This is a genomic window from Serratia sp. (in: enterobacteria) (assembly GCF_046715635.1).
GTDB lineage: Bacteria > Pseudomonadota > Gammaproteobacteria > Enterobacterales > Enterobacteriaceae > Chania.
The window spans coordinates 1-12,021 of sequence record NZ_JBKJYW010000509.1; the positions used below are offsets into that span (position 1 = coordinate 1).

12 protein-coding genes, 1 pseudogene and 1 riboswitch are annotated in these 12,021 nt (G+C 56.2%); of the genes and pseudogenes, 5 read left to right on the forward strand and 8 right to left on the reverse strand.

Annotated elements, in window-relative coordinates; translation table 11 throughout:
• Nucleotides 1–99 (forward strand): annotated as a pseudogene (locus ACLQ7H_RS26380) (DedA family protein); the annotation flags it as partial.
• A 401-nt stretch (nt 100–500) separates the two neighbouring features.
• Entirely contained in the window at nt 501–581 is an 81-nt protein-coding gene (dinQ, locus tag ACLQ7H_RS26385) for a damage-inducible type I toxin DinQ (protein WP_166735140.1), read from the forward strand.
• A 66-nt stretch (nt 582–647) separates the two neighbouring features.
• Here the strand turns inward: dinQ and ilvN are convergent, their stop codons facing one another.
• The 7 genes from ilvN to sgrR form a co-directional block, all read right to left on the reverse strand.
• Nucleotides 648–941, reverse strand: coding sequence for an acetolactate synthase small subunit (gene ilvN, locus ACLQ7H_RS26390; RefSeq protein WP_024527189.1), 294 nt, complete (start codon nt 939–941; stop codon nt 648–650).
• 3 nt (nt 942–944) lie between these two features.
• Nucleotides 945–2,639 carry an acetolactate synthase large subunit gene (gene ilvB, locus ACLQ7H_RS26395; RefSeq protein ID WP_411755228.1) on the reverse strand — a complete coding sequence of 565 codons (1,695 nt, stop codon included), beginning with the start codon at nt 2,637–2,639 and terminating at the stop codon, nt 945–947.
• 110 nt (nt 2,640–2,749) lie between these two features.
• Complete coding sequence (gene ivbL / locus ACLQ7H_RS26400; protein WP_411755236.1) at nt 2,750–2,848, reverse strand: ilvB operon leader peptide IvbL; 99 nt, start codon at nt 2,846–2,848, stop codon at nt 2,750–2,752.
• 103 nt (nt 2,849–2,951) lie between these two features.
• A complete protein-coding gene (gene thiQ / locus ACLQ7H_RS26405; protein ID WP_411755229.1) occupies nt 2,952–3,656 on the reverse strand; it encodes a thiamine ABC transporter ATP-binding protein ThiQ in 705 nt (234 codons plus the stop codon).
• Nucleotides 3,643–5,250, reverse strand: coding sequence for a thiamine/thiamine pyrophosphate ABC transporter permease ThiP (gene thiP, locus ACLQ7H_RS26410; RefSeq protein WP_411755230.1), 1,608 nt, complete (start codon nt 5,248–5,250; stop codon nt 3,643–3,645). The genes thiQ and thiP overlap by 14 nt, the downstream gene beginning before the upstream one ends.
• A complete protein-coding gene (gene thiB, locus ACLQ7H_RS26415; RefSeq protein ID WP_411755231.1) occupies nt 5,226–6,212 on the reverse strand; it encodes a thiamine ABC transporter substrate binding subunit in 987 nt (328 codons plus the stop codon). Before thiB ends, thiP begins: the two co-directional genes overlap by 25 nt.
• Before the next feature lie 57 nt (nt 6,213–6,269).
• A riboswitch (TPP riboswitch) is annotated at nt 6,270–6,387 on the reverse strand.
• 37 nt (nt 6,388–6,424) lie between these two features.
• A complete protein-coding gene (gene sgrR / locus ACLQ7H_RS26420) occupies nt 6,425–8,086 on the reverse strand; it encodes an HTH-type transcriptional regulator SgrR (RefSeq protein ID WP_411755232.1) in 1,662 nt (553 codons plus the stop codon).
• Nucleotides 8,087–8,178: 92 nt separating this feature from the next.
• Here sgrR and sgrT point away from each other — a divergent pair, with 92 nt between their 5' ends.
• From sgrT to ACLQ7H_RS26435, 3 genes are all read left to right on the forward strand, one after another.
• Complete coding sequence (sgrT, locus tag ACLQ7H_RS26425) at nt 8,179–8,352, forward strand: glucose uptake inhibitor SgrT (protein WP_071784394.1); 174 nt, start codon at nt 8,179–8,181, stop codon at nt 8,350–8,352.
• A gap of 147 nt (nt 8,353–8,499) precedes the next feature.
• Nucleotides 8,500–9,687, forward strand: coding sequence for a sugar efflux transporter (locus ACLQ7H_RS26430; protein ID WP_411755233.1), 1,188 nt, complete (start codon nt 8,500–8,502; stop codon nt 9,685–9,687).
• 143 nt (nt 9,688–9,830) lie between these two features.
• Entirely contained in the window at nt 9,831–11,303 is a 1,473-nt protein-coding gene (locus ACLQ7H_RS26435; protein WP_411755234.1) for a DASS family sodium-coupled anion symporter, read from the forward strand.
• A 74-nt stretch (nt 11,304–11,377) separates the two neighbouring features.
• Here ACLQ7H_RS26435 and leuD read toward each other — a convergent pair whose 3' ends face one another.
• The gene (gene leuD, locus ACLQ7H_RS26440; RefSeq protein WP_411755235.1) at nt 11,378–11,980 is read right to left on the reverse strand and encodes a 3-isopropylmalate dehydratase small subunit; all 603 of its coding nucleotides are present in this window, start codon (nt 11,978–11,980) and stop codon (nt 11,378–11,380) included.
• Nucleotides 11,981–12,021 lie beyond the last annotated feature (41 nt).

Below are 12,021 nucleotides of genomic sequence, written 5' to 3' on the forward strand. Positions count from 1 at the left end.
GCTAGCTGGGTAGGGGCGCTGGTGTGTTTCTATTATATGCATCAGCAGGCGTTGATGCCGGTATATCGACACCTGCTGTGGAAAGTGCTGGCGGGCTGACGCTAAAATTTGGGCATAAAAAAACCGACTGGTGAGGTCGGTTTTTTTATTTTCCGATTCAGAGATGGAGACTCTGACCGGTTGAGACAGCATTCATCTAACCGCATTAATTTTATCGTTGAAATCCTCTAATGTCAAAAGCCCATAAATCGGATATCTGGTATGTCGGGCCCTGAGTTGGTTGAGATATAATCAGCGGGTTAGCTCTGCGGCTGTCTTTACTTCGGTGTGCGCATGTACACATTCAAGTCCTGGTCGGATGTCCGGGTGGTGCCGTTATCCGATACTCTGGCCGGAGTGAGACAGCATTCATCTAACCAATGAGCGCTGCGCTGTGACAGGCAATGTAAGGGTAAGCGGCGGTGGCTCACTCCATGTTATGGAGAAAACGGGTGATTGATATTGATAAGGCAATCATCGTTCTTGGGGCGCTGATCGCGTTGCTGGAACTGATCCGTTATGTGCTTCAGTTACTGAACTGATAATGGAAACGTAGCTAAGGCCGGGGGCTAACCACTCCCGGCCTTTAACATTCAGCCGCAAAAAACTTACTGGAAGAACGCCTCCAACTGCTCAAACACCCGCATATCTTCGCTGTGGCGCTTCACCTGTAATACATCCTCCAGCTTTTCAACCTGGCTGATCATCTGCACCAGGCGCTGATCGTCGGCCACCAATAGCCAAATGCGGCTCTGGGTTCCATCTTTCAGCGGCATACACAAAATACCTTCCACGTTAAAGGCACGGCGGGCAAACAGGCCGCAAACATGGGTCATTACGCCCGGATGGTTCCGTACCGCCAACTCCAGGATCACCTGTGGATTCTTTTGTAGTGATTGCATGGCTTATTCTCCAATCATTTCGATGTTGGCGGCACCTGGTGGCACCATTGGGTAGACTTTTTCGTTGATATCGATCAGCGCGTGGATCAGGCAAGGGCCAGGGCGTTGGATCGCTGCCAGCAGCGCGGCCTGTGGATCTGCCTCGGCATTCAAATCGCAGGTGTCCAGGCCAAAACCGGCGGCAATCTTCAGGAAATCGGTACGCTTTGGATAGGTGGCGGCAAAGATATGCTGTTGATAGAACAGCGTCTGCTGCTGGTGTACCAATCCCAAGGCCTGGTTGTTCATCAGGATGATTTTCACGTCCAGATTATGCTCAACGGCGGTCGCCATCTCCTGAATATTCATCATCAGGCTGCCGTCCCCGGAGAAACACAGCACCTTGCGCTGGGGCTCTGCCAGGGCGGCACCAATCGCAGCGGGCAAACCAAAGCCCATGGTGCCTAAACCGCCGGAAGTCAGCCACTGGCGCGCACGGCTCAGCGGATAAGCCTGGGCTACCCACATCTGATGCTGGCCTACATCGGTGGTGATAATGGCGCTTTCGTCCACGCAGCGTGCCGCGGCCTTAACCAGCCCATAATGACTCAATGGATCTTCCACGTTCGGCATGTTGAACGGGAATTCACGCTTCAGATCGTCAACGGTGTTCATCCATTCGGTACGCGGCTGTGCTTCGATCATTGGTAACAGCTGTTGCAACACCTGGCCGACATCGGCATGGATGGCAATATTGGCCTGTTTGACTTTGCCCAGTTCGGCACGGTCGATGTCCACGTGGATGATTTTGGCGTTCGGGCAGAATTGCTCGGTTTTACCGATTGCCCGATCGTCGAAGCGAGCGCCCAGCACGATCAGCAGATCGGCTTCTTGCAGGATAAAGTTGGTGCTGCGCGCGGCGTGCATCCCCAACATCCCTAATGACAGTGGGTGTTCTACCGGCATGGCGCCTAATGCCATCAGCGTCATGGTAGTTGGCAGGTTGGAACGCTCGGCCATTTCCAGCGCCGGTTTATGGGCTTCTGCGCAGATAATACCGCCGCCCAGATACAGAATAGGGCGCTTAGCCTGATTGATCATGGCCGCAGCCTGTTCGACCTGCTTACTGTCAAAGGCCGGTGGGGCATCTGGTACGGCCATTGGTGGTAATGAATCCCACTCAATTTCGGCGGTTTGCACGTCTTTCGGGATGTCGATCCACACCGGGCCTGGGCGGCCCGATTCGGCAATGCGGAACGCGTCGCAGATCACCTGCGGCAGATCGCTGATGTCGCGTACCAGATGGTTGTATTTGGTTATCGGGATGGAAATACCGTAGGTATCGACTTCCTGGAAGGCATCGGTGCCGATCATTGAGGAAGATACCTGGCCAGTGATGCACACCAGCGGGATCGAGTCGAGCTTCGCATCGGCAATGGCGGTCACCAGATTGGTGGCTCCCGGGCCGCTGGAAGCGATACAGACCGCTGCCTTGCCGTTGGTACGTGCCATGCCCTGCGCCATAAAACCGGCCCCTTGCTCATGGCGGGCCAGCACGTGCTGGATGACGGTGCTTTGGCTCAGAGCATCGTACAGCGGCAGCGCTGCGCCACCGGGAATGCCTGCAATCGTGGTGATACCCTGGCGTTCCAGCAGATGAACGATCAGCTGTGCGCCGGTAATACGTTGGCCTTGGTGTGGCGTGCCCGAAGTTGCCATGTGCCTATCCTTTTCTCTGGGCCGGTTAGCTTTTCTGGGCAAGGGGACTAAAACAAGAAACCCCGCCCGGTTTGCGCCGGCGGGGTTTGGGAATCGCGTTGATTCGGACCCTACGGCGCGTTGCCGACGACCACCACCACACGCACGACGACCACCGCGGCTGGTAGCGCGGTTGTTAGTAGGGTCGAGGTCAGCGAGGATGTAATCACAGGGAGCCTTATCATCAGTAGTAAAAAACAGAATTTTATAAAACCACAGGTGCAAAATTCGCACAACAGGTTTATTGGTTCAGCATAAAAAACGCGTGGTAGATCACGGTTTAACCGCAATACCCAGCACCTTGGCCTCCGGTGCGCTGCCGCTGACCAACGCCTGGGTCGGGCCGTCGTAATAAATCCGGCCATCCACTACCAGCAAGGTACGCGGCGCGATGCGGGCGGCATCCTCAAGATTGTGTGAAACCATCAGCAGTGTGAGTTGGCGCTGGTCGCACACGTTTTGCAGCAGTTGCAGCATCTCACTGCGCAGTGCCGGATCGAGTGCAGAGAAAGGCTCGTCGAGCAGCAGAATCGGCTGCTGGCGGATCAGGCAACGCGCCAAGGCGGCCCGCTGCCTCTGCCCGCCGGAAAGCTGTGACGGTAGGCGCTGCAGATGCCCCTCCAATCCGACCTGTTGGGCAATCTGTGCCAGCTGTTCCTGCTGTGCGGCGGTTAGGCGCAGGCCAGGATCCAGCCCCAGACCGATATTTTGCCTGACCGTCAGGTGGGCAAACAGGTTGTTTTCCTGAAACAGCATCGACACCGGGCGCTTGGCTGGCGGCGAAGCGGTATGATCGCTACCGTTCAGCCACAGTTTACCGCTGGCCGCTGGCAGGAAACCGGCGATCAGGCTGAGCAAGGTACTTTTGCCTGCACCACTAGGGCCCAGTACCGCGACGTGTTCTCCCGGCTGAATACGCAGGTCAAAACGCATCGGCAAGTGTTCGTACAGATAGGTCAGTTTTTCAAGCGTCAGCATGGCGGCCCGGTAAACGTTCAATCAGGGTAAACAGCAGGAAACAGAGCAGCAGCAGCAGCAGGGCGGTCACGGCCCCGTCGTTGCTGCGATATGCGCCAATCTGCTGATAGAGATAAAAAGGCAGGGTACGGAACTGTTCGTTGCCGAACAGCGCCACTACGCCGAAATCGCCAATCGACAGCACGCAGGCAAAGGCCAAAGCCTGCGCCAGCGGGCGTTGCAACGCTTTCAGTTCGATCCAGCGCAGCCGCTGCCAGCCGTGGATATCCAGCGACAAGCATAGCGGATTATAACGCTCGGCCAGATCGCGCATCGGGTTTTCCAGCACTTTCAGCGCGTAGGGCACCGCCATCAACGCATTGGTGAGGATCACCAGCGCATAAGGCGATTGCGGCAGCCCAGTAGTATCGCTCAGCAACAGGAAGAAACCGGTAGCCAGCACAATGCCCGGCATCGCCAGGATCACCATGCCGCTCAGTTCGAGCGTTTGGCCCCATGCGGCCCGTTGCCGCAGCTTAAGTTCACGGCTGCTCCACAGCAGCATCATGGTCAATACTATGCACAAAATACCCGCCCCGAGTGCGATGCGCAGCGAGGTGAACAGGGCCTGCCAGAGGATTGGCTGTTGCAGCACGCTGACCAGCGTTTGGTTGGCACCGTCGATGATCACCGCCAACAATGGCGGCAGTAGTAACAGTAGCGCTGCGGCAATGAATAGCGTATCGCTAATGCGCCGCCCTAGGCTGTCCTGCGGATCGCGCCAGCGCTGGGCGTGGGTATGGCCAACCGGCAGAGCCTGGCTTAAACGCTGGCTGAGCACCACCAGCCCCAGGCAGCAAGCCAGTTGGATCAGCGCCAGCAGCGCAGCGCGGCTGAGATCGTAGTCGTAACTCAAGGCCTGATAGATCGCCAGCTCTATGGTGGTGGCCTGCGGCCCGCCGCCCAACGACAGCACGGTGGCGAAGCTGGCAAAACACAGCATAAACACCAGTGCGCCGCTGGGTAGGATCTGGCGGCGTAACGCAGGCCATTCCACAAAGCGGAACTGTTGCCAGCCGTTCATCCCCAACTGTGCGGCCAGTTGACGCTGCTCGGTGGGAATGTTCTCCAGCGCCTGTAGCAGCAGGCGGGTGGCCAGCGGCATATTAAAGAAAAGATGCGCCAGCAGAATGCCTTGCAGGCCATAAGGCGAAAAACTGTAGTTCACGCCCAGCCATCCACACAGCGTTGCCAGCCAGCCTTGCCTGCCGTAGACGCTCAGCATGCCAAATACTGCCACCAGCACCGGCAGCACCAGCGTCATGGCGCACAGACGCAGCAGCAGGTTGCGGCCAGGGAAACGTCTTCGGTACAGCGCCCTGGCCAGCCAGATGGCAGGCACCACCGAGATTATGGCGGAGAGCAACGCCTGCCAAAAGGTAAAGCGCACCACGTGCCACAGGTAGCTGTCTTGCCACAGGCTACGCCAATCGCTTTCAGGCGCATGCCGCCACAGCGAGCCCATGGCCGCCAACGCGATCAGCAGGATCAGGCCAGCGGCCATCAGCCCCGGCCATAACCAGCGGGGGATCAGTGGCTGACGGCGGTTTGCCATGCTTTGATCCAGTTACCACGCTGTTGGGCCACTTCCTCGGCGCTAAATTGCAACGCCGTTTGCGGCACGGTCATTTGTTCGAAACCGGCAGGCAGCTGAGTCTTGATCACCGGGTACATCCAGTTGCCGGTTGGAATGGTGTTTTGGAAGGCCGGGGTAACCATAAACTGCATGAAGCGCTCAGCCAGTTCTGGCTGTTTGCTGGCCTTTAGCTTGCCAGCAACTTCGATTTGCAGGTAATGGCCCTCACTGAAATTGGTCGCCGCATAGCTGTCTTTTTTCTCTTCGATCAGATGGTAGGCGGGGGAGGTGGTATAGCTCAGTACCATATCGCCTTCCCCTTTCAGGAACAGGCCGTAGGCTTCACTCCAGCCTTTGGTGACGGTGACCGTTTTCTTTGCCAACTGTTGCCAGGCAAGCGGTGCCTCGTCGCCATACACTTTCTGCATCCATAGCAGCAGGCCGAGGCCCGGTGTGCTGGTGCGCGGATCCTGATAGATGATCTTCAGGGGACGATCGCTGCTTACCAACTCTTTCAGGCTGGTCGGCGGGTTTTTCAGCTTGTCTTTGTTGTAGACGAAGGCAAAGTAGCCATAGTCGTAGGGAACGAAGGTCTGGTTGTGCCAGCCACCGGGAACCGTGAGCTTGCTGGTGTCTACCTGGCTGGCGGTGAACAGATCGGTTTGCTGCGCGGCTTGCAGCAGGTTGTTGTCCAAGCCCAAAACCACGTCGGCGGCGCTGTTCTTGCCTTCCATTCTCAGGCGGTTGAGTAACGAGACGCCGTCTTCCAGCGCCACGAATTTCAACTCGCAATCACATTCGGCCTCAAAAGCTTTTTTTACCGCCGGGCCTGGGCCCCAGTCGGCAGCGAAAGAGTCATAGGTGTAGACCGTCAGCGTTGGCTTGGCCAGAACGGGCATCGCCGCTAACAGTAATAAACAAGGCAGGGTTTTTTTGACCACTTTGCACTCCTAATAGTAAAGGGGGCAAAGGTATCTGAGGGCTGGGTTAACGAAGGTTAACGCGCCATGCTCAAATCCCTCCGCCGGTATTGACCGGATCAGGTTCGACGGGTGTGCTCTCAGCGGAAAACCGTTGGCCAAAATTGGCTGGCTCTCCGCACCCCGTTGAGTCGGCGCTATTGTAGAGGCTTAGCGGCGCGGGTGAAAGGCGATTATGCTTCCGGCGGCGCAAACCAGGCGGATTTAAAATCGAACCAGCCGAGAGTATTCATTCGTACCCCACGCATACTGCGTTGGCCATGCAGTTGCAGCCAGTGATGGAATAATGGATGCAACTGATGGCTGCTGACCAGGCGCTGGCAAAACTCGGCCATCGGCAAGCGATTTTCCCGCCACAGAGCGGCATCCTGTGCGATATCCTCCGTCAGGCAGTGTTGGATCAACGGCAGTTCATACAGCGTGGCAAACAGCGAAAACTCCAGCGGCAAGGTGAAGTTGGCGCTGCCTAACCACAGATCGCTTTGCGCCTTGCCCTTATGCCAGGATTGGTAATCTACGACCTGCACATTGAGCTTGATCCCCTGCTCAGCCAGCAGAGAGGCGATGGCCTGTTTGATCGCGTGGAACTCGGAGTGTTCGTTGAAGAAGGTCAGGGTGACTTCGGTCAAACCAGCAGGCTTGGGTTGCTGCCCCAGCACCCGGTTATGCAACCAGCGCGGGAGGATGCCATAGGCCGGTGCCCAGTAACGCTGGTAGAGTGGTCCTGCATGGCTAAGCAGCGCGATCGGGTTAATCAACTCACATAGCCAACTGCGGATCTGCGGATCGGCTGCCAGTGCTGAACGCTGGTCGAACAGCAGAAAATAACAGCCTTCTTCCAGGCGGCTTTCCAGCTCGTTCCTACCGGTATCATCCCCCTGCAACTGGACGCCGGAGTGTGCCTGCTCTTCGGTGCTTTCCGGTAATACCCAAATGTTGACCTCATCGATCAGGGCGCGATAGCCAAAGTAGTCGTCAAAGGCGTGGATTTTCATCTGGCTTTGGTTGTTGTGTATCACGCGATAGGGGCCAGTGCCGATGGGATGGCGTGCAAAGTCCGGCAGGCTCTGCCATTCGCGCGGCAGGATCATGGCATGCACGCTGCTCAGCAGCCAGGGCAGCCAGTAGTCCGGCGTGTGCAGATGCACATCGATGACATAAGGCGTAGGCGAGTCGATCCTGTCGATATGTGAAAATAGCGGCTGTGGGATCAGGCGGTTGAGCGAATGGATCACATCTTCCATTTCCAACTCGCGGCCATGGTGAAAATGGATCGCCGGGCGTAGATAAAAGCGCCAGTGCAAAGGGGTGATCGTTTGCCAATGATGCGAAAGATCGGGATCCAGTTCCCCGTTTTCCTCGTTTACCCGCGTCAGGCCGTTAAAAATCTGTCGTGCCAGGTGGGTTTCTGAACGGCGCAGTGCAGAACCGGGCAACAGGTTGTAAAGCTGACGATAGTAGAGCACGCGCAGGATATGTTTCCCCTGGCGGAAGCTGCGCCCCAACTGGGAAAGCAGCATTTGACGCACGACGTCTTTATCGCCGACCAACTGTACTAATTGATCGATGCGATCCTGTTCCAGCAGTTCTTCGGCGCGCTGTTGCTGCAGTGCCAATCCGGTGTAGTGAAAGCTGAGCTGCGAACGTTTACCCCGGCCGGACTCGGCCTGCCAGCTCAGCCAACCCTCTTGCTGCATGGCTCCCAGCAGTGAGCGAACGTGGCGACGGGAACAACTGAGCACCTCTGCCAACTCTTGCAGCGTAGTTTCGGTAGTTTGGCCGTGGCAGCGTTGCCACAGGCGTATGAACTGTTGTTGCAGGCGTGAGGTGGACATAAAAGAGGAACTCTCTGGCATCAAGTCGTCAATTTATCTTTCCCTATATTACGCCGATAATGATGGCAGTTGAAACAGCGGAGGGATAACCAATGACGGTTCTGTTAGCCAAACAGTTTTATCAGCGTTATTTCACCGCGATCCGCCGCCAGCAGGCCGATTGGCTGCAGGTGGTACCTGAACAGGCGCGGCTGGAGATGTTGGCCCACTTGACCCAGTGGGACATCGCCACGTTGAGTGACAAGCAGTACCGTGAGCGTATCTGACGTTCACCGCAAAAGTGTTTCTGAGTAATGGTGCTTTTCACCAGCCAGTGGGGTAACCCACTGGCATTTTTATCTGCCGCCTTGGCTTCCTTCAGCAATTTTCCTTCTGTAGCATAGCCTTCTTTGTTTCTGGTCAGGGATATCGCCATGAGTTTCAGACGTTGGTTGCCGCGCCGCTTTAATCCCGTTTTTACCGCTTTCCTGCTGATTGCCTTCCTGACCGGCATTGCCGGCGCGCTGCAAGCCCCCACGCTGAGCCTCTTTTTGACCACCGAGGTAAAGGTGCGCCCGCTATGGGTAGGCATGTTCTATACCGTGAATGCCATCGCCGGGATTATCGTCAGCTTCCTGTTGGCCAAGCGTTCGGATACCCGTGGCGATCGGCGCAAGCTGATCCTGGTGTGCTGTGCGATGGCGGTGGGCAACAGCCTGCTGTTTGCGTTCAACCGTGATTATCTGACATTGATCACCGCTGGTGTACTGCTGGCCGCGGTTGCCAATACTGCCATGCCGCAGATTTTTGCCCTGGCGCGTGAATATGCGGACAGCTCGGCACGTGAAGTGGTGATGTTCAGTTCGGTGATGCGTGCCCAGCTTTCATTGGCCTGGGTGATCGGCCCACCACTGTCGTTTATGTTGGCGCTGAACTACGGTTTTACCGTGATGTTTATGATTGCGGCGGTGATTTTTGCCGTCAGCGTACTGCTGGTGTGGCTGATATTGCCTTCGGTGCCCCGTGCCAACGTTGAGATCAGCGTAGATTCTCCGCCTATCGCGCCAATCAGCGCCTGGCGCGATCCCGATGTGCGCCTGCTGTTTGTGGCTTCGATGCTGATGTGGACCTGTAACACCATGTATATCATCGATATGCCGCTGTACATCACCGCCGATTTGGGCTTGCCGGAACGGCTGGCAGGTTGGCTGATGGGCACCGCCGCCGGGCTGGAAATCCCGGCTATGCTGTTGGCGGGTTATTACGTCAAACGCTTTGGCAAACGCAACATGATGCTGTTTGCGGTGGCGGCGGGCGTGCTGTTTTATGCCGGGTTGGTGCTGTTCAAGTTCCAGCTGGCGTTGATGGTGTTGCAGCTGTTCAACGCGGTGTTTATCGGCATTATTGCCGGGATCGGCATGCTCTATTTTCAGGATCTGATGCCGGGGCGGCCCGGAGCGGCGACCACCATGTTTACCAACAGCATTTCGACCGGGGTGATCCTGGCCGGTGTACTGCAGGGCGCGCTGGTGGAAAACTTTGGGCATTATGCGGTTTACTACCTGATTACTCTGCTTGCCATCCTGGCACTGTGGATGTGTGCCAAAGTTCGCGAAGTGTGAACTGTAACGCTCTGTTAGTTGATACATGTCATTGAGAAAACCGCTTTATTCTCACTAAGATAAACGGACTCAGAGCGTGAGCTTCACGCTCTTATTCATCTTGCTGTCAAGATGCCGATCCCGTTGATAAAAGTGGGTATGTTATGGATAAACTAACGCCGCTCAAACCTGTTCCCTCCCTTTGTGCCGTTATAGTCGCTTTGTTGATCTGGTTTGTGGTCCCTGTTCCCGAAGGGGTGGCACCGAATGCCTGGCATTTGCTGGCACTGTTTATTGGGACCATCATTGCCATTATTGGTAAGGCGATGCCTATCGGTGCCGTTTCTATCATCGCTATTGCACTGGTAGCCCTGACCGGCGTGACCAACCCAGGCAAGCCTGGAGCGGCATTGGACGATGCGCTGAGCGGTTTCTCTAATCAGCTTATCTGGCTGATCGGCTTCTCGATCATGATCTCCCTGAGCCTGAATAAAACCGGCCTGGGATCGCGCATTGTCTACTACTTTATATCGCTGTTTGGCAAAAAAACGCTGGGGATTGCCTATGCGTTAACCCTGGCAGAAACCGTGCTGGCCCCGGTGACGCCGAGCAATACCGCCCGTGGCGGCGGGATCATCCACCCGATAATGAAATCGATAGCGGACATCTTTGTCTCCAAGCCCGAGCTGAATACCTCCGGCAAGATTGGCCGCTATCTCTCGCTGGTGAACTACAACATCAACCCGATCACCTCGGCGATGTTTATCACCGCTACCGCGCCTAACCCGCTGATTGTCAATCTGATCGCCAAAGGTGCCGGTTCCGAGTTTGAATTGACCTGGGGAATGTGGGCGATAGCGGCGTTGGTACCGGCAATCTGTTCGCTGATCGTCATGCCGCTGGTAGTTTATTTACTGTATCCGCCGGAAATCAAAAGTACCCCGGATGCACCACTGTTTGCTCAAGGTAAGCTGCAAGCGCTGGGGCGGATAACTCTGCCAGAGAAAATCACGCTGGGCGTATTTGCCCTGTTGCTGGTGCTGTGGGCCGGGGTTCCGGCGATGATTTTTGGCCCCGCACTGGCAGTTAACCCGACGACGGCTGCGGTGATCGGCCTGGCGATCCTGCTGGCAACCGGCGTACTGAGCTGGGAAGACGTGCTGAAGCACAAAGGGGCCTGGGATACCGTGGTCTGGTTTGCCGCCTTGGTGATGATGGCGACCTACCTTGGCAAACTGGGTCTGATTGGCTGGTTGTCACAAACGGTGGGGTCGGGTATCGATCATATGGGGATGAGCTGGGTCGGAGGGACGATTCTGTTAACTCTTGTCTATCTCTATTCGCATTACTTCTTTGCCAGTACCACCGCGCACGTGACCGCCATGTTCGCCGCGTTCTTTGCCGCAGGTATTGCTCTTGGCGCGCCACCGGCACTGCTTGGCCTGATCCTGGCTTTTTCTTCTTCACTGATGATGTCATTAACCCATTATGCCACCGGCACCGCGCCAATTATCTTTGGATCGGGCTATGCCACTCTGGGGGAATGGTGGAAAACCGGTTTTATCATGAGCGTAGTCAACCTGCTGATCTGGGCATTGATCGGGGGAGTGTGGTGGAAGTGGTTGGGTTATTGGTGATACCCGTCGTCTTAATCCATAGGGTAAGATTTTGATGAAATCCTCACCCGCCGGGCGGCGGGTGAGGCTGAAGCTTACTTCAGGAAGGCGGGTTGCTGCGCCTCGTAGCGGGATATCTCCGCTTCGTGCTGCAACGTCAGGCCAATGCTGTCCAAACCGTTAATCATGCAGTGGCGGCGGAAGCTGTCGATCTCAAACGGGTAGCTCTTACCCCCGGCATTCACCGTCTGGTTTTCCAGATCGACCACAAACTCCGTGCCTTCGTGTTCTGCCACCCACTTAAACAGCGTATCCACATCCTGCTCGCTCAGCGTGACTGGCAGCAGTTGGTTGTTGAACGAGTTGCCGTAGAAGATATCCGCAAAGCTTGGTGCAATCACCACTTTGAAGCCGTAATCGGTCAGTGCCCAAGGTGCGTGCTCACGGGATGAGCCACAGCCAAAGTTTTCCCGGGCTAACAGGATGCTGGCCCCTTTATAGCGCGGAAAGTTCAGCACAAACTCAGGATTTGGTTGCTGACCCGCATCGTCCAGGAAGCGCCAGTCGTTGAACAGGTGCTGGCCGAACCCGGTGCGGGTGACTTTCTGCAGAAACTGCTTCGGGATAATGGCGTCGGTATCGACGTTGGCCGCGTCCAAAGGCACCACTAAGCCGGTATGTTGAGTAAATTTAGCCACGCTGGTGCTCCTTAGTGCAATTCACGGATGTCGGCAAAATG

Excerpts from the sequence above, each read along its gene's own strand:
- thiP (WP_411755230.1), bottom strand. The coding sequence starts at position 5,250 with ATGGCAAACCGCCGTCAGCCACTGATCCCCCGCTGGTTATGGCCGGGG.
- ACLQ7H_RS26435 (WP_411755234.1), top strand. The coding sequence starts at position 9,831 with ATGGATAAACTAACGCCGCTCAAACCTGTTCCCTCCCTTTGTGCCGTT.
- ACLQ7H_RS26430 (WP_411755233.1), top strand. The coding sequence starts at position 8,500 with ATGAGTTTCAGACGTTGGTTGCCGCGCCGCTTTAATCCCGTTTTTACC.
- ilvN (WP_024527189.1), bottom strand. The coding sequence starts at position 941 with ATGCAATCACTACAAAAGAATCCACAGGTGATCCTGGAGTTGGCGGTA.
- thiQ (WP_411755229.1), bottom strand. The coding sequence starts at position 3,656 with ATGCTGACGCTTGAAAAACTGACCTATCTGTACGAACACTTGCCGATG.
- ilvB (WP_411755228.1), bottom strand. The coding sequence starts at position 2,639 with ATGGCAACTTCGGGCACGCCACACCAAGGCCAACGTATTACCGGCGCA.
- sgrR (WP_411755232.1), bottom strand. The coding sequence starts at position 8,086 with ATGTCCACCTCACGCCTGCAACAACAGTTCATACGCCTGTGGCAACGC.
- sgrT (WP_071784394.1), top strand. The coding sequence starts at position 8,179 with ATGACGGTTCTGTTAGCCAAACAGTTTTATCAGCGTTATTTCACCGCG.